Source organism: Streptococcus sp. HMSC034B05 (assembly GCF_001809055.1).
GTDB lineage: Bacteria > Bacillota > Bacilli > Lactobacillales > Streptococcaceae > Streptococcus > Streptococcus constellatus.
Genome location: NZ_KV795612.1, coordinates 197,797 through 218,716 on the forward strand (window position 1 = coordinate 197,797; position 20,920 = coordinate 218,716).

The window sequence follows — 20,920 nt, forward strand, 5'->3', positions numbered from 1 at the left end:
TGCAGTTCAAATGAACTAAAAGTTTTAATATTTTTTAGTTCTAAACCAGTTTTCTATTTTACATAAAGTTCACGATCTTTTAAGATAATTTCTTGGATGTGAGCATATTTTTTTAGTATTTTTAATTCTTCTGGATGAGTGATGAATGTAATAACATAGCCTTCTTTGCCCATACGGCCAGTCCGTCCAGCACGGTGTGTATAGGTTTCAAGGTCGCGAGGTAGGTCATAGTTGATGACGCACTCAAGAGAATCAATGTCAATTCCTCTAGCTACCAAGTCAGTGGCAAGTAAGAGAGTAAATTCGTCGTTTTTAAATTGCTCCAAGATAATCTTACGGAATTTAATGTTGACATCACTAGCTAAGGACACAGCTTGAATATGACGATATTGCAACTTTTCTTCAGCACTTCCTAAGTCTGATAGGGCATTGAAAAAGACAAGCGCACGAAATTCTGAAACTTGAGCTAGCTTACGCAAGCATTCAGCTTTGTCGCGCTGTTTAACTTGCATATAAAAATGACGAATATTATCAAGTTGTTGATTTTCTGTTTTGATTTGGATTGTATTTTTAGCAATTTTATCCTGCTCAAATTTAGCAGTCGCACTCATATAAATCAATTGATGTTCACGAGGTACATAGTGAATAATTTTGTCAACAAAGTGATATTGTGAATCACTAAGCAATTGATCAAATTCATCCAGAATGATTGTATCGACAGTCATCATTTTGATTTTTTTTAGTTTAATCAGTTCAAAAATGCGTCCTGGCGTCCCGATGAGAATTTCAGGGCCTTTTTTTAACCGTTCAATTTGTCGTTTTTGGCTGGAGCCAGATAGAAAGAGCTGAGCTGTTAAGCCAAGTAGTTCAGCCCATGTTTTGGTGACGTCGAAAATTTGTCCAGCTAGCTCAGTATTGGGAGCCAAGATAAGTAATTGCTGGGATTTCTTGGGCTTTAGCTTTAGAAGGTTGGGGAAAAGATAGGCAAGTGTTTTTCCAGTTCCGGTAGGGCTTATCCCAAGGACATTTTCACCTTCCGTAATAGGCGAAAAGAGTTGCTCTTGAATAGGAGTTAAATGCTCAAAGCCAAGTTTGGTAAGTTGGTTTTGCCAACTTTGAGGGAAATTAGTTGTTGTCATGATCAGCCTCAAATCTAATACCGGCATCTTGTCGCATGCTAAACAGAGTTTTATGCACGGCAGCAGCAGCGTCTAGCCAGTTTTGGTAAATTTCTTGTTCTATCTCACCGCTCAATACTTGAGCGAATCGTTTGGCTTCTTCTGCCATGGTGTGAGAAGAGCGCACAATTTCAAGAGTCTTTTTCTCTTTATTTAAATCTTGAAAAACAGCCGAAGTGATGAATTCAATCGAATTTAAGGTCAGTGTACCGTCTGTTGTATAAATTTCAGCAGGGAAAAAACTATTGATATTTTTTCCGGTTTGGATAGTCACTTGAAATTCTGGATAGATTAAGCTTCCTACTCCATTTAGATCGACAGTATTTGGTAATTGATGAGCGGTGTAATAGGCATTTTCTGGTACTCCAAAAAGTCGTATGGCTGCATAGACAGGATAAATGCCTAAGTCCATTAGAGCACCGCCTGAAAACTTAGCAGAAAAGACGTTTGGCTCTTGTCCAGCTAACAGAGCTGGCATTTTGGAAGAATACTTCGCATAGGTGAAATGTGCCCCAAGAATCGTTTTGTTTTTGAGAAAATCTGAAATGACATCAAATGATTGCTCATGATAGTTACGAGCTGCTTCAAAAATGTATACATGCTGTTCTTGAGCTAATGTTACCAATTCAGCCCATTCTTCTGGGCGTGAGACAGCAGGTTTTTCTACAATTACATGTTTGCTTGCCAAAATAGCAGCTTTTGCTTGTGGGAAATGCAGAGAATTAGGGCTTGCAATATAGACAATGTCTATATCATTAGTTAAAAAATTAGCCATATCTGTGTAGCAATCTACATTTTCGTAATAACTGGCAAATGCTTGAGCAGCATGAATCGTCCGTGAATATACCGCAGTCAGTTGATAGTCTTTTGTCGAATGAGCAGCCTTGACAAATTGGTGAACAATGTCTCCAGTTCCAATCGTTCCGAGTTTTAACATCGTTTTCTCCTTATTTTTTATCTTGTCATTTATTTTGATTTACCTCTTTCATTATATCATGATTTGTTGTAAAATAGATAAGATGATAAAAAATGGAGTGAATAATGCAAAATAGACCGATTATTATTGGCGTGACTGGTGGATCTGGTGGTGGTAAGACGAGTGTTTCGAGAGCTATTCTATCAAATTTTCCAAATGAAAAGATTGCTATGATTGAGCATGATTCTTATTATAAGGACCAATCTCATTTGACATTTGAAGAACGAATCAAGACCAACTATGACCATCCTTTTGCTTTTGATACAGATTTGATGATTGCGCAAATCAAGGAATTGTTGGCAGGGCGTCCAGTAGATATTCCGACTTATGATTATACAGCTCATACGCGTAGTGATAGAACGTATCGTCAAGATCCGCAAGATGTCTTCATTGTAGAAGGGATTCTGGTTTTAGAGGACAAACGCTTACGTGATTTAATGGACATTAAGATTTTTGTGGATACAGATGATGATGTTCGGATCATTCGCAGGATTAAGCGAGATATGGATGAACGCGGTCGTAGTTTAGATAGTGTCATTGAGCAATATTTAGGTGTGGTAAAGCCTATGTATCATCAATTTATCGAGCCTACCAAGCGCTATGCGGATGTAATTATTCCAGAAGGAGCTTCTAACACAGTGGCGATTGATCTGATTACAACGAAAATTGAAAAAATCTTGCAGGAAGCAAGAGAGTCATAGAAAGGAAGTCTAGTGAGGAAGTGCTAGACTTTTTAGGTAATGATGATAAAAAGTATAAAAAGGAAAAGGAAGTTTCATTCGCGCTCGAAATTTTTTGCCTGTCTGCTGACTTTTTGTGCGGGATTTATTGACGCTTATACATTTATTGAAAGAGGCGGGACATTGGTTGCGGGTCAAACAGGAAACGTTGTGTTCTTGTCAGTTGAATTGATTCATCATGAGACAGGAGAAATAGAAGTGAAGTTGGCAACGATGCTGGCTTTTATGTTAGGCATTTTTGTGTTAACCATTTTCAAAAATAGCTTTGAAAATTCTTTATGGCGCTTGTCCAGCATTCTCCCACTGATTTTGTTTTGTGGGCTTACAGGATTTCTACCAGCAACCGTGTCTAATCTTTTCATTGTTCCGCCGATTGGTTTTTGTATGGGGTTGGTGGCAACGGCTTTTGGTGAAGTGGATGGCATTGTCTACAATAATTCCTTTATGACGGGCAATATCAAAAAAACAATGGTAGCCTTTGGTACTTATGTGCGTACAAAAGAAAAAACTTGCTTAACGGAAGGCATTTTCTTCGTGGCTTTATTAGGAAGTTTTGTGATAGGAGCGATTATCTCTACTTATTTGATACAATTTTATTTGTTGAAAACAATCTGGCTCGTGGCTATTATTTTGCTAGCATTTTTGAACTTTAGAATGGTGCAATACATTCGCAGAAGATAAAAAACTTTAACTCTACATAATGAGAGCTAAAGTTTTTTCTATTTGATTGGGAGCTACTCGTCTCTGTAGGAAACAATACCAATAATAGTATCAACGGCACGTTCCATTGTTTGCAGACTGACGTATTCAAAGCGTCCATGCATGTTTTCGCCGCCGGCAAAGATATTTGGTGTCGGAATACCCATAAAGGAAATCTTTGAGCCGTCTGTTCCGCCACGAATAGGCTCGATAATCGGTTTGATGTCAAGTTTTTCCATAACAGCCTTTGCAATATTGATAGGTGTCATGTCTTTTTCAATGACTTGGCGCATATTGTAGTATTGATCTTTCAGTTCTAAATGAACCCGTTCACCATGTTTTTCATTCATCTTATTAGTAATGGAGCGCATGAGTTCTTTGCGTTTTTCAAAGGTTACTGCATCAAAGTCACGAATGATATAACTTGCTTTTGCTTCCTCAACAGTTCCTTCTACATTCATAAGATGGTAGAAGCCCTCGTAGCCATCTGTTAGCTCAGGGCGGTCACCATTTGGTAATTGATTATGAAAGTCAATAGCTAATTGCAGAGCATTGATCATTTGTCCTTTTGCTGTCCCTGGATGGACATTGCGTCCTTGGAAAGTGATTTCTGCACTAGCTGCAGAGAAAGTTTCAAATTGAAGTTCTCCGAGAGGTCCACCGTCAACCGTATAAGCGAAATCTACATCGAAATCTATCGCATCAAACTTGTCAGCTCCGACACCAATTTCTTCATCTGGACCAAAACCAACTCGAATTTCGCCGTGTTTGATTTCTGGGTGACCTGCTAGATATTCAATTGCTGTCATAATTTCAGCAATACCTGATTTATCATCAGATCCAAGAAGAGTCGTTCCATCGGTTGTAATCAAGGTTTGTCCTTTATATTTTTTCAAACTAGCAAAATCAGCAGGGTCAAGATTAAAACCAGACTGCCCAAGCGGAATCACTTCACCATCATAATTTTCAATAATTTGTGGATTGACACCTTCTGCGTTGAAATCTGCGGTGTCCATGTGAGAAATAAGACCGATTTTGCGCGTGAAACTTGGGTCATTTGCAGGAAGAGTACCGATGGCGTAGCCGTTAGGTAAGTAGTAGACATTTTCCAAGCCGACCCGCTTCATCTCAGGGATAAGGATATTAGTTGCAAAGTCCACTTGACTCTGGGTGCTGGGAGTAGTAGTGGAGGTCTCGTCTGAGCGTGTATTGACTTTAACATAAGTCAGAAAACGGTTTAAAAGATTAGGGTATTTCATAAGTTCTCCTTTTTGCATAGATGTAACTAGTGTATCATATTTTGGGAGGGAAGGCTATGTACGAATAATGAAAATCGGATGACAATATATTTTAATAAAAATCATGAACTTGAAAGGAAGTTCATGATTCATTCTATCAGTTATTAAAAATAAACTTTTCAATAGCTGTGGCGACACCGTTCTCATCATTGGTATCTGTCACATAATTGGCTAGTTTTTTAATATAGTCGCTAGAATTGCCCATAGCCACGCCAAGACCTGCAAATTGGATCATTTCAATGTCGTTGTTGGCATCACCAAGTGCCATAATTTCTTGAGGTTTAATCTCTAAATGTTGAGCTAATTGCTTAAGAGCTGTTGCTTTAGTAGTGCCCTTTGGCATGGCTTCGTAAATGACCGGTTGTGAGCGAACACCGCTGAAACGTTGAGAAATCTGCGAACCAAATTGTTTTTCAAAGGTATCTAACTCATCAGGCTGGGCTAAAAACATAGCTTGAAATATAATATTTTTGCCGCTGATAACTTCTTCGAGACTGATTTCTGTTGGGGTTGTAAATACAAGGCTAGCGTCATAGGTGACTAGGTCGGTTGGCTCTTCGTCAACTACTAAATAGCGTTCTTCGTCAAAAAGAGTTAGTTGGGCAGGAGTTTGCTTGGCGATTCTATCCAGATAAAGCATATCCTCCGAACTTAGCTCTTTCCAATTAACAAGCTTCCAATCCTTTGTTTGATGAGTGGAGCAGCCGTTATTGATAATGACATATTCGTTATCTCCACTCAGTCCTAATTGTTCATAATAAGGTTTCACTCCGACTAGAGGGCGGCCTGTACAAAGAACCAGCTTTACTCCATGTTCGACAGCTTGATGAATGGCTTGAATATGTGCTTGGGGAATTTCTTTTTGACTATTTAAAAGCGTGCCGTCCATGTCTAATGCGATTAGTTTAATCATAGCATTCTCGTTTCTGTAAATGTATTTATTTTTATTATAGCACAAATGAAACGGAATATGGCATGCCTTTTCAAGACTGGTAAAAGTCACCTTTCTTATGTTATAATAAATAGAATACCCGAAAAGGAAGAGAAAAATGAATGTAGATGAATTAAAAAAGCGGCAGGAGCGAATTCGGAATTTCTCCATCATTGCTCACATTGACCACGGTAAGTCAACCTTGGCAGATCGAATTTTGGAAGCAACGGATACTGTATCCAGCCGGGAAATGCAGGCTCAACTTTTAGATAGTATGGATTTGGAAAGGGAGCGGGGCATTACTATTAAGCTCAATGCGATTGAACTCAATTATACCGCCAAGGACGGGGAGACCTATATCTTCCACTTGATTGACACGCCGGGACACGTGGACTTTACTTATGAGGTATCACGGTCATTGGCAGCCTGTGAAGGGGCTATTCTGGTGGTCGATGCAGCACAAGGTATTGAAGCACAAACTTTAGCCAATGTTTATCTTGCCTTAGATAATGATTTGGAAATCTTACCAGTTATCAATAAAATTGACCTTCCAGCTGCTGATCCAGAGCGAGTTCGAACAGAGATTGAAGATGTCATTGGTTTGGATGCAAGCGAAGCTGTGTTGGCTTCGGCCAAAGCCGGTATCGGGATTGAAGATATTCTAGAGCAGATTGTGGAGAAAGTTCCAGCTCCGACTGGAAATGTAGAAGCACCACTTAAGGCCTTGATTTTTGACTCCGTCTACGATGCCTATCGCGGGGTAATCCTGCAAGTACGGGTTATGGACGGTGTGGTCAAGCCAGGTGATACGATTCAGTTGATGAGTAATGGCAAGACTTTTGATGTAACTGAAGTGGGTATTTTTACTCCAAAAGCTGTTGGACGAGATTTTCTTGCAACTGGGGATGTTGGTTATATTGCAGCTTCGATTAAGACTGTTCAAGATACTCGGGTTGGTGACACAGTGACTTTGGCAGATCATCCAGCAGATGAACCGCTTCATGGCTACAAGCAGATGAACCCGATGGTTTTTGCTGGTCTCTACCCAATTGAGTCCAATAAGTACAATGACTTACGTGAGGCTCTGGAAAAACTCCAGCTGAATGATGCTAGTCTACAATTTGAACCAGAGACATCGCAAGCACTAGGTTTTGGTTTCCGTTGTGGTTTTTTAGGCTTGCTACACATGGATGTCATTCAGGAGCGCTTGGAGCGCGAGTTTAATATTGATCTGATTATGACAGCGCCGTCTGTTATCTATAAGGTCAATATGACAGATGGTGCCTCGCTTGATGTGTCCAATCCGAGCGAGTTTCCGGACCCGACTAAGATTGATTCCATTGAAGAGCCTTATGTCAAGGCGCAGATTATGGTGCCGCAGGAGTTTGTTGGAGCGGTGATGGAGTTGGCTCAGCGCAAGCGTGGTGATTTTGTGACCATGGACTATATTGATGAAAATCGGGTCAATGTCATCTATCAAATCCCGCTGGCGGAAATCGTCTTTGACTTCTTTGACAAGCTCAAGTCCTCTACTCGTGGCTATGCTAGTTTTGACTATGAAATTTCAGAATATCGTAAATCTAATCTTGTCAAGATGGATATTCTCCTCAATGGTGACAAGGTTGATGCTCTTAGCTTTATTGTTCACAAGGAATTTGCTTATGAACGTGGGAAATTGATTGTCGAAAAATTAAAGAAAATTATCCCACGCCAGCAATTTGAAGTGCCCATTCAGGCTGCTATCGGACAGAAAATCGTGGCTCGGACAGACATTAAAGCCCTGCGTAAAAATGTCTTGGCCAAGTGTTATGGTGGCGATGTATCCCGGAAGCGTAAACTCCTAGAAAAACAAAAAGCTGGTAAGAAACGGATGAAAGCGATTGGCTCTGTTGAAGTACCACAAGAAGCCTTCCTCAGCGTTCTCAGCATGGATGATGAATAATTTTCTAACAAAGTGCGTAAGAAGCTGATACAAAAGTTTTCGGATTTAAAGTTGGCTGTGTAAGAAATGAAGAGAACAGTAGTAGTTTGAGTCTTTTAGGAGTGAAGCAGAATTAAAGATTTGTAAATCTTTAATTCTGCTTCACTCCATTTTAAATAATACAAATAACGCTTTCCTGCTACTAAAAAATATGCTAAAATAAAGCAAGGAGGAGATGTCGTTATGAATCATAAAAAGAAATATCTTCTTTTATTTTTAGTCATTTTAGTTAGTGTTGGTCTTGGAGCATGTAATTCAAGTGGAAACAGCAAATCAAAATCATCAAGCCAAATTTCGTCTTCAAGCAAAGTATCGGAAAAAGCAAATGGTAGTTTGAGTTCGTCAGCTACTAAGAAAAACGATGTGAAGACGGAAGAAACACAACGTATAGGCTCGGATGATTATGGCTATATTGACATTCCAAAAAATTGGTTGAAATTTAGGGATGTCGATGGTGGCGACAGTATTCAATATACGGATGGTTCTGGCTACAATATTGTAACTATGAATGCTTACACGAAAGAAAAAGCTAAGATTCAAGAAAGAGAAGAGTTTACAGCTCAGACAATTGCCAATCGTATTTATTATAATTGGCAAAACAATAAAAATGTAAATAGAGTTTGGGGCTCAAAAGGAGCGGTTGCAGGTAACGAAGCCTATCAAGTAAATGTCATCATGAAATCAGGGCAGTATCTGGTTAGTTGGATTTTCAAAAAGGACGAGAAAGTTTATCTTATTGCACTTGAAGGCAATCGAGAAACTCTAATAAAGCTTCCTCCTTATATTGAAAAGACATGGAGTTTACGTAAATAGAAAGTTTAAAGAGAACTTTAAGACCTGAGAGAATGTGATATTTAAACTTAAATTGAAAAGAGTGAGAAGAAGTTGGTTTCTATGCAATGACAGCTTCCCCGCTCTTTTTTCATAGCTCATATAAATCACGAATAAGAACGTACAAGCATTTTTCGGATTTGTAAGGGAAATATTTTTCTTTATTCTATCGTAAATATGCCCTAAATTTGATATAATAGATTGAATTTTGTTTAAGAGAGAAATGAAAATGTCAACTTTAGAAACGTTAAAATCTGAATTGAACGGAATTGATATCCGTTTTGATGAACCTTTAAAACAATATACTTACACAAAAGTAGGTGGAGCCGCCGATTATCTGGTTTTTCCGCGAAATCGTTATGAATTGGCACGAGTGGTAAAATTTGCTAATCGGGAGCAGATTCCTTGGATGGTACTAGGAAATGCTAGCAATATCATCGTTCGTGATGGTGGTATTCGTGGTTTTGTGATTATGTTTGATAAATTAAATGGTGTTGCAGTGGATGGCTACACCATTGAAGCAGAAGCAGGTGCCAATCTGATTGAGACGACCCATGTTGCGCTTTATCACAGTCTGACAGGTTTTGAGTTTGCCTGTGGGATTCCGGGGAGTATTGGCGGTGCTGTCTTTATGAATGCCGGAGCCTATGGTGGCGAAATTGCCCATATTTTACTTTCTTGTAAGGTGCTGACACGTGATGGAGAAATCAAAAATATCAGTGCACAAGATATGAAATTTGGTTATCGTCGTTCATATGTTCAACAGACAGGTGATGTGGTGATTTCTGCCAAGTTTGCCTTAGCACCAGGTATGCACCGTGTGATTCGTCAAGAAATGGAACGTTTGACACATCTTCGTCAATTAAAGCAGCCTTTAGAGTACCCTTCTTGTGGCTCTGTTTTTAAACGTCCGGTGGGACATTTTGCAGGGCAATTGATTAGCGAGGCAAATTTAAAAGGTTATCGCATTGGTGGGGTGGAAGTTTCGACAAAGCATGCTGGCTTTATGGTTAATGTTGATAACGGAACTGCTGCTGATTATGAAAATTTGATTGCACATGTGATTGAAACAGTGAAAGCTCATTCAGGTGTGACTTTGGAGAGAGAAGTCCGAATAATCGGTGAGAAATAAAAGTATAGTTTAGTACAATTTGATAACAATCTCCAAGAAAATCAGTCAAGACAAGACTTAAATTTGTCAATCTATGAAAAAGAAGGAATTTATGGCAATTGAACAAACCAATCATTGAATTTAAAAACGTATCAAAAGTTTTTGAGGATAATAATACAGTCGTCTTAAAAGACATCAATTTTGAATTAGAAGAAGGGAAGTTTTACACTCTTTTAGGTGCTTCTGGATCAGGAAAATCAACCATTCTAAATATCATCGCTGGCTTGTTGGATGCGTCCAGCGGTGATGTTTTTCTTGACGGCGTCCGAATCAACGATATTCCGACCAACAAACGTGATGTGCATACGGTGTTTCAGTCCTATGCCCTTTTTCCGCACATGACTGTTTTTGAAAATGTGGCATTTCCGTTGCGTTTGCGTAAAGTTGAAAAACAAGAAATAGAGCGACGGGTTGCAGAAGTCCTGAAAATGGTGCGTTTGGATGGTTTTGAGAAACGCTCTATTCGCAAATTGTCCGGTGGACAACGCCAACGAGTGGCTATTGCGCGTGCTATTGTCAATGAACCGCGGGTTGTTTTGCTGGATGAGCCTTTATCTGCACTGGATTTGAAGTTGCGAACAGACATGCAGTATGAATTACGTGAATTGCAGCAGCGTTTAGGGATTACTTTTGTTTTTGTCACCCACGACCAAGAAGAAGCTCTGGCCATGAGTGACTGGATTTTTGTTATGAATGAGGGAGAGATTGTTCAGTCAGGAACACCTGTTGATATATATGACGAACCTATCAATCACTTTGTAGCAACCTTTATCGGCGAATCTAATATTCTTCCAGGAAAGATGATTGAAGACTATTTGGTTGAATTTAATGGCAAACGATTTGAAGCTGTCGACGGAGGAATGCGTCCTAATGAGCAGGTGGAAGTGGTCATTCGTCCAGAAGATTTGCGGATTACACTTCCGGAAGAAGGAAAACTGCAAGTTAAGGTTGATACGCAGCTTTTCCGTGGCGTGCATTATGAGATTATCGCTTATGATGAATTGGGCAATGAATGGATGATTCATTCGACTCGCAAGGCCATTGTCGGAGAAGAGATCGGACTGCAGTTTGAACCAGAAGATATTCATATCATGCGGCTTAATGAAACAGAGGAAGAGTTTGATGCTCGGATTGAAGAATATGTCGAAATGGAAGAGCAGGAAGCAGGCTTAATCAATGCTATTGAGGAGGAGCGCGATGAAGAAAACAACCTCTAATCTTTTTGTTGCTCCTTATATTCTTTGGATTCTATTGTTTGTATTAGCGCCTGTTGCCATGATTGTTTGGCAGTCGTTTTTCAATATTGAAGGTCACTTTACTCTTGAAAATTATAAGACCTACTTCGCTTCGCAAAATCTAACCTATCTTAAAATGAGTTTGAATTCGGTCTTGTATGCAGGAATTATCACAGTTGTTACCCTGGTAATTAGTTACCCTACTGCGTTTTTGTTGACACAATTAAAGCATAAACAGCTTTGGCTGATGCTCATTATTTTGCCGACATGGGTCAATCTACTTCTCAAAGCTTACGCTTTTATCGGGATTTTTGGACAAAATGGTTCAGTCAATCAGTTTTTAAGTTTTATCGGGATTGGTCCTCAACAAATTTTGTTCACAGATTTTTCTTTTATTTTTGTTGCTAGTTATATTGAGCTACCCTTTATGATATTGCCGATTTTTAATGTTTTAGAGGATATGGATCAAAATCTGATCAATGCCAGCTATGATCTTGGTGCCAACCGTTGGGAAACCTTTTGTCGTGTCGTTTTTCCTTTATCCATGAATGGTGTGAGAAGTGGTGTGCAGTCTGTCTTTATTCCCAGCCTCAGTCTTTTTATGCTGACGCGTTTGATTGGTGGCAACCGTGTTATTACGCTAGGTACAGCTATTGAGCAGCATTTTTTGACTACACAAAATTGGGGCATGGGCTCAACCATTGGTGTTGTCTTGATTGTAGCCATGCTTATCATCATGTGGGCAACAAAAGAAAGGAGAGAACGATGAAAAAAACTGCTAGTATTTATTTAACAGTTGTCTTCTTAATTCTTTATTTGCCGATTTTTTATTTGATTGGCTATGCCTTTAATGCTGGTGACGATATGAACAAGTTCACAGGTTTTAGTCTAGCGCATTTTCAAAATATGTTTAGTGATACTCGCTTGATGCTAATTTTGGCACAAACCTTTTTTCTGGCTTTTTTGTCTTCTTTGATTGCCACAGCAATCGGAACGTTTGGTGCTATTTATATTTATCAGGCAAGAAAAAAATATCAAGAAGCCTTTTTGTCGGTCAATAATATTTTAATGGTAGCACCAGATGTTATGATTGGTGCGAGTTTCTTGATTTTATTTACAACCGTCAAATTTCAATTAGGTTTTCTATCAGTCTTAGCCAGTCATATTGCTTTTTCAATTCCTATCGTAGTCTTGATGATATTGCCACGGTTAAAAGAGATGAATGATGATATGATTAAGGCGGCCTATGATTTAGGAGCAAGCCAAGTTCAGATGCTCAAGGAAATCATGTTGCCTTATCTGACACCAGCTATCATTGCCGGTTACTTTATGGCTTTCACCTACTCTCTAGATGACTTTGCTGTGACGTTCTTTGTGACAGGAAATGGTTTTTCAACCTTGTCGGTTGAGATTTACTCGCGTGCTCGTCAAGGAATTTCTCTAGAAATCAATGCTCTCTCTGCTTTGGTATTTCTTTTCAGTATTCTTTTGGTGATTGGTTATTATTTTATTTCTCGTGAAAAGGAGGATGCGGCATGAAAAAGCTTTATTCATTTTTAATGGGCATTGTTGCTATTATCCTTATCCTCTGGGGCTTGAGCCATCACATTGAAAGTCGGACAAAAATCGGTTCTGGTGACAAATTAGTCATCTACAATTGGGGAGATTACATTGATCCAGAATTATTGACGAAATTTACAAAAGAAACCGGTATCCAAGTTCAATATGAAACCTTTGATTCTAACGAATCCATGTACACGAAGATTAAGCAGGGCGGGACAACCTACGATATTGCTATCCCCAGTGAATATATGATTTCTAAAATGATGTCGGAACGCTTACTAGAAAAGTTGGATCATTCTCAGATTAAAGGCTTAGAAAATATTGGAAAACGATTTTTAAATCAATCATTTGATCCCCGCAATCAATACTCTATTCCATACTTTTGGGGAACGCTAGGCATTGTTTACAACACGGAATTGGTCAAAACAGCACCTAAGCATTGGAGTGACTTGTGGCGATCTGAGTATAAAAACTCTATCATGATGATTGATGGAGCGCGTGAAGTAATGGGCGTTGGATTGAATGCATTAGGCTATAGCTTAAATTCAAAGAATACCAAGCAATTGCAAGAGGCGGTTGATAAGCTCTATACGTTAACACCAAACATCAAAGCTATTGTTGCTGATGAGATGAAAGGCTATATGATTCAAAATAATGCTGCCATTGGTGTTAGTTTCTCTGGAGAGGCGCGGCAGATGCTGGATAAAAATCCGAAATTGCGTTATGTCGTACCGCCAGAAGCTAGCAATCTTTGGTTTGATAATATTGTCATTCCTAAGACGGTCAAAAATAAAAAGGCTGCCTATCAATTCATTAACTTTATGTTAAAACCTGAAAATGCCTATAAAAATGCCTTGTATGTTGGTTATTCTACCCCGAATGTACTAGCCAAAGCAATGCTTCCTAAAGAAGTGCAGGAAGATAGAGCCTTTTATCCAGATGAAGAAACGATGAAGCATTTGGAAGTCTATCAGCAATTAGGGGCGAAATGGCTGGGAATTTACAATGATTTATATCTTCAGGTGAAAATGTATCGGAAATGATACTCTGTAAAAATCTTTTCAAACTTCGTTAGCTTTGACAGCCCGAGAACTATGAAAGGTTGCAGATAAAGTGAATGCAGTGAGTGCTTTCTTAACAATCTAGGGAATTGTGAAAGGTGGCGATAAAAAATGAAGTTTTCGTCAGAAGTACTCTTTCGAGATAGACAAGCGAATCGTCTTGATACTTACTTCGCAAGTTCTATCCGCTACTCAAAGCTGTACTGTTGACACATCCTCACGGACGTTTCATCTCCAATCTCAAAAGCTCCACGGGAACTTTCGATTTATCTACGACTTGTTTTAGTTTGTTTTGTGATTTTCATTGAGTGTAAAATTAGATATAAAAAACGGAAGTTGAACAACTCTCGGACATTGGTCTGATGAGTAGTCTTGCTTCCGTTATTTTTTAATTGCTAGAGCTTGATGATGTTGTATCCTTATCAGCACTGTTGCTACTTGTTTGGCTAGAGCTAGTATCGCTTGATGTATTGCTAGACTGCGTAGTGTTAGAGCTAGCGCTACTTGTTTCTGTTTCTCCTTGACTAGTAGCAGTTGTGTTGTTAGAGCTAGGGGCCTCAGTTGTAGTTTCTTTCTGAATTTCTTTGATAATGGTTGTTTGTGTCGTCTGACTAGTTTTTGTTTTGTTATCAGATTTATTGTTATTCATGAAAGTCATGATGGTAATCGTTGCAGTGATAATCCCAAGGATACTCCCGATCGTAGCAAGGGTCTTCTGAAAAGCTGAGAGACCTTTTTTGATATGATGACGAGTAGGTGTTTTTTCTTCTTTAGTAGTTGAAGTTTTATTTTTTCGAGAATAATTTTCCATTGTCAGTTGATAATCTCCTTTCTCATCTTCATTATACCCTCTTTGTTTAAAATTGTCTTAAAAAAATTTAAAACATTGAAAATTTCGTGTAAATTAATCGAAAGAGAATGTGGTTTTCTACTATAAGGACTAAAAAATCAGCTCAATTCTTTTCTGCCCTTGTTGACAGATGAAAAGAGCTGGTGTGATTATAAGGAAGGACTAGGAAAGATTTGCTTGTGCAACAGCTAATCGTGCAGCAGGGACACGATAAGGGGAGCAAGAAACATAAGTAATGCCAATGTCTTGGAAGAAAGGAATAGAAGCAGGATCTCCTCCGACTTCACCACAAACTCCAATTGGAAGATTGGGATTCACTTGGCGAGCCTTTGAAATGGCTATTTTCATGAGTTCCCCAACTCCAGCTTGATCAATGGTTTGGAAAGGGTCAAAAGACATAATTTCTTTGTCTTTGTAATGCTGGATAAATTTTCCAATATCATCACGAGAAAAGCCATAGGTCATTTGCGTCAAGTCATTGGTACCAAAACTAAAGAAATCTGCTTCTTCAGCTAGTTGGTCTGCAATAAAGCAGGCGCGTGGCAGTTCAATCATGGTGCCAATTTCATAAGGGAAAGGTTCAATATGATGCTTGTTGAAGATAGTTCCAATGTGCTCAACCAGTAGCTTTTTGAGATAAACGAGTTCTGATTTTTCAGCAATCAGCGGAATCATGATTTCTGGCTTAATGGCCATGCCTTCTTTTGCCAGTCTAATGGCACTGTTAAAAATAGCTTCCACCTGCATTTTATAAATTTGAGGCTGTGTAATTCCTAAACGACAACCACGATGTCCTAACATTGGATTTGTTTCTTGCAGGGAGGCAATTTTCTGTGTTAATGTCTCAGCAGAGATTTGTAGTTTTTCAGCCAATTGCTCAATTTCTGGTTTATTTTTTGGCAAAAATTCATGCATAGGCGGATCCAATAAACGGACAATCATCGGTTTATCCTGAATTGTTTGAAACATTTGATAGAAATCCTCTTCTTGGAAAGCCAAGAGTTTCTTTAAAGCGGAATTTGTTTCTACTTCGTCGTTTGATAAAATCAATCTGCGCATTTCTAAAATTCGTTTTTCACCAAAGAACATGTGCTCTGTACGAGCAAGGCCAATTCCTTTGGCACCAAATTGCATGGCTGTTTTTAAGTCTTGAATCGTTTCTGCATTTGCACGAACGCTCAGTTGAGCCACTTCGTCTGCCCAAGAAAGGAACAACTGTAATTCGTCGTTATTGTCAATCATAGTAGTTGGAATATTGCCCGTGTAGAGCTTGCCGGAAGTGCCATCTACAGAAAGGATGTCTCCCTCTCTTAGAGTCACTTTGTCGCATACAATTGTTTTATCGTATTCATTGATAGACAATTCGCCACATCCTGCGACACAACAAGTGCCCATACCACGAGCTACAACGGCAGCATGAGAAGTCATTCCGCCATGACTAGTCACAATTGCTTGACTGACCACCATTCCTTCAATATCCTCGGGAGAAGTTTCTTGGCGAACCAAAATAACGTTTTTTCCTAGTGCATGAAGTTCTTTAGCCCGCTCGGCGGTAAAGACAATTTCTCCTGTTGCTGCGCCTGGACTAGCAGGAAGTCCTTGAGTCAAATAATGAGCTGATTTCAAAGCAGATTCTTCAAAAATAGGGTGAATCAGTTGGTTAATAGCAGAAGGACTGACTCGTAGGAGAGCTTCTTCTTTTGAAATCATTTTTTCATCGACTAGATCCAAAGCGATTTTTAAGCTTGCTTTAGCAGTACGCTTCCCATTTCGAGTTTGCAGGATGTACAATTTCTCCTTTTCAATGGTAAATTCAATATCCTGCATATCTTTGTAATGTTTTTCAAGAATCTTGGCATAGTTACAAAAGTTTTCATAGGCCTGTGGTAAGATTCGTTTAAGAGAGTCAATCGGTTCTGGAGTTCGAATACCAGCTACGACATCTTCCCCTTGAGCATTGAGTAGAAATTCCCCAAACAGATGATGTTCACCAGTGGCAGGATTTCTTGTGAAAACAACGCCTGTGCCGCTTTTTTGGTCGCTATTTCCAAACACCATGCTTTGAACATTGACAGCCGTTCCTAAATCGTGAGGAATTTGATTCAATTCGCGGTAAACTTTAGCGCGTGGATTGTTCCATGATTTGAACACAGCCTTGATAGCAGCGTAGAGTTGCTCTTTGGGACTCTGTGGGAAATTTTGGTAGTGCTCTTGATAAATCTCTTTATATTGTTGGATAAGTGATTGGTGCTCTTCTTTTGAAAAATCATTGATTGTTTTATTCAATTGCTTTTCGGTTTTTTCTAAGCATCGATCAAATTCTTCTTTGGGAATGCCGTAGACGACATCTGCAAACATCTGCAACAAACGGCGATAGCAATTATAAGCGAAATTAGCATTTGTTACGTCCGCTAAAGTCTGAACACGTAAGTCATTTAAACCAAGATTGAGAATGGTGTCCATCATACCAGGCATAGAAATTTTTGCACCGCTACGAACGGAAACTAGCAGTAGCGAGGACTCATTGCCCATAAAAAATTTATTTGTCTTGCTTTCTAAGTTCGTAATCGCTTTCAAAACTTCCTCTTTTAAAATAGATTCAAAAAAAGAAGGAGTTTCTAAATAACGTAGACAACTTTGAGTTGTAATGGTAAAGCCTTCTGGCACTGGGAGCCCTAAATGAGTCATTTCTGCCAAATTAGCCCCTTTACCACCTAATAAGGCTTTATCACTAGCACGTCCTTCATCAAAAAAATAAATCCATTTATCCATTTTTGCCTCCGATTGATTAAATATGTGTCATATTAAACGACAGATACATTGTAATATATAGCATATATATTTGTCAACAGAAAAGAATCAGTCATAAATCATTGACAATCAGAATTTATTTGTTATAATATGACACATAATGATGATTATTAAAGATTGAAGTTTTTAAAAGGAGTAACAGTTGAAATTAACAAAGCGACAAAAAGAAATTGTAGAAATTGTGAAAAAGGATCAGCCAGTCAGCGGGGAAAAAATATCAGAACTGTTAGATGTATCTAGGGCGACCTTACGCTCAGATCTATCCTTTCTAACCTTAGTAGGGATTTTAAAAGCAAGCCCGAAAGTTGGCTACACTTATTCTGGTTCAGATTTGGAAACTCTCTTTTTCTTTGATACTTTTCAGAAGAAAGTAGAGGATGTGATGACCTCCCCCGTATTAGTAACACATGATTCTTTTATTCAAGATGCTATTATCACATTATTTATGTATGATGCAGATGTTCTCTATGTGATAGATGAAAAGAAGCGGCTGCTAGGCATTTTATCACGAAAGGATTTGTTAAGGGCTGCCCTCAATGCCAATATTGATGTGACCCCAGTAGCCGTTTGCATGACCAGAATGCCACATATTAAGACTTGCCATAAGGATTTGAATATTCTTGAAGCAGCTGCACTTTTGCAGGACTTCGCCATTGATTCATTGCCTGTTGTGGAGGAGCAAAATGAAGATCACATTATAGGAACAATTACTAAGTCGGCTTTGCTGAACTTTATTATCCAAGAAGCAAGAAATGCTGAAGTAAATCGCTAAAAAAGGAGTTTTCATGAAAAAAGAGATTACTATTTATACTATTTCTGATTCTTTGGGAGGAACATCCCAAAAATTATTATCAGCCGTCATGGCTCAATATCCAGATTTGATTTTCAATAATAGTTATCGATTCCCATTTATTAATAAGGAATCTGAATTGTTAGATATTTTGCAAGATGCTATCAAAGATGATGCAGTTGTTATCAGCACTTTGGTAGATAGCCATTTAGCAGCAGCAGCTAGAGAATTTAGTAGAGTCAATCATTTATCCTATCTAGATTTGATGAATCCATTCTTTGAAATCATCAAGGAAAAAACGGATACTCAACCTATTGAAGTTCCAGGTGTTCTACATCGTTTGGATACGGAATATTTCAACAAAATATCTGCGATTGAATTTGCTGTTAAATATGATGACGGCAAGAACCCGCAAGGATTTTTGGAGTCAGACCTTGTGATTCTGGGAGTTTCTCGAACTTCCAAGACTCCACTCAGTATCTATTTAGCTAATAAAGGTTATAAAGTATCAAATCTTCCCTTGATCCCTGAAGTTCCACTACCACAAGTTTTAGATAAAGTAGATAAAAGAAGAATGATTGGGTTGGTCTGTGATCCGGATAAATTGGCTAAAGTGAGAAGCAATCGCTTGGATGCGCTCGGTTTGACACAAGCTACAAGCTATACAGATGTAGAAAAAATTTATGAAGAACTAGATTATTCCAAGAAAGTTTTTCAAAAGCATCAGGCCTATATCATCAATATTACCGATAAATCTATTGAAGAAACGGCTTGCATTATTGAAGAACATTTGAAATCTCTGTCTTCAAATAAGTATTAAATATAGTATTGTATTGAAATGAGGTGAACGAATGGAGCAATACAAACGAATTCTATTAAAAGAGTTTGATTCTAAGCAAAAGGTCATCACAGAGTTAATCAATCTGGAAGCCATTTTAAATTTACCAAAGGGAACCGAGTTGTACCTTAGTGATATTCATGGTGAGTTTGAGGCTTTTGACTATATCTTGAGAACCTGTGCAGGAAACCTGAACGAAAAAATCAATGACTGCTTTGGAGAGAAATTATCAAAAGAGGAAAAAGACAAGCTGACCTTACTAATTGCGTATCCTCAGGAAGTTTTGAGCGATGGGTTCCTTTATCCTTTGAAAGATAAAAGTTGGTATGGAGAAATCATTCAAAATCTGTTGACTTTGCTAGCTTTTGTAGCAGCCAAATACACACGCTCTAAAGTAAGGAAAGCCTTGCCGCCACAATATGCTTACATTATTGAAGAATTGCTTTACACTGATAGAAATCTGCCGGATAGCAATATTTATTTTGAAACGATTCAGAACTATTTGATTGATTTAGGTGAAGCAAGTCAGTTTATTTCGACATTATCAACGGTCATTCGGCAATTAATCATTGATCATCTTCACATAGTTGGTGATATTTTTGATCGCGGAGCAGCAGCGGATAAAGTAATGAATGAACTCATGGCTTATCATTCTGTTGATATTCAGTGGGGCAACCACGACATTATCTGGATGGGGGCTTTCTTCGGCTCAAAAGAATGTTTACTCATTCTCTTACGAATAGCTGCTAGGTACGGGTATCTTTACGATATTGAGCGAGCTTATGGTCTTAATCTAAGACCACTCGTCCTCTTTGCTGAAAAGACTTATTCGGAAAATGCAAAATTCAAACCTAAGTTAGGAAAAAGAAGTGACGATTATTCTCCTGAGGAAATTCTTCAGTTGGAGAAGATTCACCAAGCTTTAGCGATTATCCAGTTTAAATTGGAAAATCAGCTCATCAAAAGACGACCAGAATTTAATATGTCTCAACACCTTACTCTGGATAAGATTGATTACTGGGAAGAGAGTGTCATGATAGAAGAGAAGAAGCATTTCTTAGCTAATACTTGTTTTCAAACGATTAATCCCCAAAAGCCAGAGGAATTAACGGATGAAGAAGAAGAAGTGGTTGCTACTTTGCTGGATTCATTCCAGCATTCTATTCAGCTCAAGAACCAAATTTCTTTTTTGATGAACAAGGGTTCCATGTATAAGATTTATAACAACCATCTCCTGTTTCATGGCTGTATTCCTCTAGAGACATCAGGAGACTTTCAACCTTTGCAAATCAATCAAATCCGCTATGCTGGTAAAGAATTGCTCGACTTTTTTGAATACCATATTCGGGAAAGTTCTAAAAATCCAGAAATTCAGAACGATTTCTCAACTGATCTTATCTGGTACTGTTGGAATGGAAAGTTGTCTCCTTTGTTTGGTAAAGACAAAATGACAACTCTAGAACGTTATTTTATCGAGGATAAACAGACGCACGTTGAAAAAGAAAATCCTTATTTTTCTTATCGGAATTCTGCCAATATCTGCAAGTTAATTTTAGAAGAATTTGGGCTTTTTTCAGAACATTCTAGGATTGTAAATGGGCATACACCTGTGAAAACGCTGAAGGGAGAATCGCCGATTCGAGGTGAAGGAATGCTGTTCGTTATTGATGGTGGTTTGTGCGAAGCTTATCAAAAGAAAACAGGGATTGCTGGCTATTCCTTGCTTAATAATTCTTATGGTTTCCAAATTGTGACGCATCAACCTTTCCAAAACGTCCAAAAAATGATTGAGGAAGCTTTAGATTTATCTTCCTTGAAGAGAGTAATTGAGCACGTTCGCGAACGAACCTTGATAAAATCAACGACAATCGGAAAAATTCTCATTGAACAACAACAGGAATTATCTGTTCTTTTACATGAATTTTATGACTATTAAGAAAATAATATAGTTATCATCTCTCTAAGTT

The 20,920-nt window shown here is 38.5% G+C and carries 18 protein-coding genes; 12 read left to right on the forward strand and 6 right to left on the reverse strand.

What is annotated here, in order from left to right:
* Positions 1-53: 53 nt before the first annotated feature.
* Entirely contained in the window at positions 54-1,139 is a 1,086-nt protein-coding gene (locus tag HMPREF2542_RS06240) for a DEAD/DEAH box helicase (protein WP_058669610.1), read from the reverse strand.
* Positions 1,126-2,115, reverse strand: coding sequence for a Gfo/Idh/MocA family protein (locus tag HMPREF2542_RS06245; RefSeq protein WP_058669609.1), 990 nt, complete (start codon positions 2,113-2,115; stop codon positions 1,126-1,128). The genes HMPREF2542_RS06240 and HMPREF2542_RS06245 overlap by 14 nt, the downstream gene beginning before the upstream one ends.
* A 104-nt stretch (positions 2,116-2,219) precedes the next feature.
* On the opposite strand from HMPREF2542_RS06245, the gene udk reads away from it, so the two are divergent.
* Together udk and HMPREF2542_RS06255 are read left to right on the forward strand one after the other, a co-directional pair.
* A complete protein-coding gene (gene udk / locus HMPREF2542_RS06250; protein ID WP_003068781.1) occupies positions 2,220-2,855 on the forward strand; it encodes a uridine kinase in 636 nt (211 codons plus the stop codon).
* A 39-nt stretch (positions 2,856-2,894) separates the two neighbouring features.
* Positions 2,895-3,575, forward strand: coding sequence for a YoaK family protein (locus tag HMPREF2542_RS06255; RefSeq protein WP_006270713.1), 681 nt, complete (start codon positions 2,895-2,897; stop codon positions 3,573-3,575).
* A 53-nt stretch (positions 3,576-3,628) separates the two neighbouring features.
* Here the strand turns inward: HMPREF2542_RS06255 and pepT are convergent, their stop codons facing one another.
* On the reverse strand, positions 3,629-4,852 hold the full coding sequence (gene pepT / locus HMPREF2542_RS06260) for a peptidase T (RefSeq protein ID WP_049481019.1): 1,224 nt from the start codon (positions 4,850-4,852) through the stop codon (positions 3,629-3,631).
* 136 nt (positions 4,853-4,988) lie between these two features.
* Entirely contained in the window at positions 4,989-5,804 is an 816-nt protein-coding gene (locus HMPREF2542_RS06265) for a Cof-type HAD-IIB family hydrolase (protein ID WP_058669608.1), read from the reverse strand.
* Between the two features lie 136 nt (positions 5,805-5,940).
* Between HMPREF2542_RS06265 and lepA the strand changes: the two genes are divergently transcribed.
* The 7 genes from lepA to HMPREF2542_RS06300 all read left to right on the forward strand — a co-directional run bounded on the left by lepA (position 5,941) and on the right by HMPREF2542_RS06300 (position 13,646).
* The gene (gene lepA, locus HMPREF2542_RS06270; protein ID WP_058669607.1) at positions 5,941-7,764 is read left to right on the forward strand and encodes a translation elongation factor 4; all 1,824 of its coding nucleotides are present in this window, start codon (positions 5,941-5,943) and stop codon (positions 7,762-7,764) included.
* Positions 7,765-7,986: 222 nt separating this feature from the next.
* Positions 7,987-8,616, forward strand: a complete 630-nt coding sequence (locus tag HMPREF2542_RS06275) for a hypothetical protein (protein ID WP_058669606.1) — start codon at positions 7,987-7,989, stop codon at positions 8,614-8,616.
* Between the two features lie 247 nt (positions 8,617-8,863).
* Positions 8,864-9,766 carry a UDP-N-acetylmuramate dehydrogenase gene (murB, locus tag HMPREF2542_RS06280; protein ID WP_003068787.1) on the forward strand — a complete coding sequence of 301 codons (903 nt, stop codon included), beginning with the start codon at positions 8,864-8,866 and terminating at the stop codon, positions 9,764-9,766.
* Between the two features lie 98 nt (positions 9,767-9,864).
* The gene (locus HMPREF2542_RS06285; protein WP_006269898.1) at positions 9,865-11,022 is read left to right on the forward strand and encodes an ABC transporter ATP-binding protein; all 1,158 of its coding nucleotides are present in this window, start codon (positions 9,865-9,867) and stop codon (positions 11,020-11,022) included.
* Positions 11,003-11,809, forward strand: coding sequence for an ABC transporter permease (locus tag HMPREF2542_RS06290; protein WP_058669605.1), 807 nt, complete (start codon positions 11,003-11,005; stop codon positions 11,807-11,809). The genes HMPREF2542_RS06285 and HMPREF2542_RS06290 overlap by 20 nt, the downstream gene beginning before the upstream one ends.
* Positions 11,806-12,579, forward strand: a complete 774-nt coding sequence (locus HMPREF2542_RS06295) for an ABC transporter permease (RefSeq protein ID WP_003068790.1) — start codon at positions 11,806-11,808, stop codon at positions 12,577-12,579. The genes HMPREF2542_RS06290 and HMPREF2542_RS06295 overlap by 4 nt, the downstream gene beginning before the upstream one ends.
* Positions 12,576-13,646, forward strand: coding sequence for an ABC transporter substrate-binding protein (locus HMPREF2542_RS06300; protein ID WP_058669604.1), 1,071 nt, complete (start codon positions 12,576-12,578; stop codon positions 13,644-13,646). The genes HMPREF2542_RS06295 and HMPREF2542_RS06300 overlap by 4 nt, the downstream gene beginning before the upstream one ends.
* Positions 13,647-14,052: 406 nt before the next feature.
* Here HMPREF2542_RS06300 and HMPREF2542_RS06305 read toward each other — a convergent pair whose 3' ends face one another.
* Together HMPREF2542_RS06305 and ppdK are read right to left on the reverse strand one after the other, a co-directional pair.
* Positions 14,053-14,475 carry a DUF6556 family protein gene (locus tag HMPREF2542_RS06305; protein WP_003068792.1) on the reverse strand — a complete coding sequence of 141 codons (423 nt, stop codon included), beginning with the start codon at positions 14,473-14,475 and terminating at the stop codon, positions 14,053-14,055.
* 201 nt (positions 14,476-14,676) lie between these two features.
* Entirely contained in the window at positions 14,677-17,286 is a 2,610-nt protein-coding gene (gene ppdK, locus HMPREF2542_RS06310) for a pyruvate, phosphate dikinase (protein WP_058669603.1), read from the reverse strand.
* 181 nt (positions 17,287-17,467) lie between these two features.
* On the opposite strand from ppdK, the gene HMPREF2542_RS06315 reads away from it, so the two are divergent.
* Genes HMPREF2542_RS06315 through HMPREF2542_RS06325 form a run of 3 tightly spaced genes read left to right on the forward strand, consistent with a single transcriptional unit; the run spans position 17,468 to position 20,889 of the window.
* A complete protein-coding gene (locus HMPREF2542_RS06315; protein ID WP_070484566.1) occupies positions 17,468-18,097 on the forward strand; it encodes a CBS domain-containing protein in 630 nt (209 codons plus the stop codon).
* 13 nt (positions 18,098-18,110) lie between these two features.
* The gene (locus tag HMPREF2542_RS06320; protein WP_003068798.1) at positions 18,111-18,935 is read left to right on the forward strand and encodes a pyruvate, water dikinase regulatory protein; all 825 of its coding nucleotides are present in this window, start codon (positions 18,111-18,113) and stop codon (positions 18,933-18,935) included.
* Between the two features lie 31 nt (positions 18,936-18,966).
* Positions 18,967-20,889: a fructose-bisphosphatase class III gene (locus HMPREF2542_RS06325; protein WP_058669602.1), complete on the forward strand. Its 1,923-nt coding sequence runs from the start codon at positions 18,967-18,969 to the stop codon at positions 20,887-20,889.
* Positions 20,890-20,920: the final 31 nt, after the last annotated feature.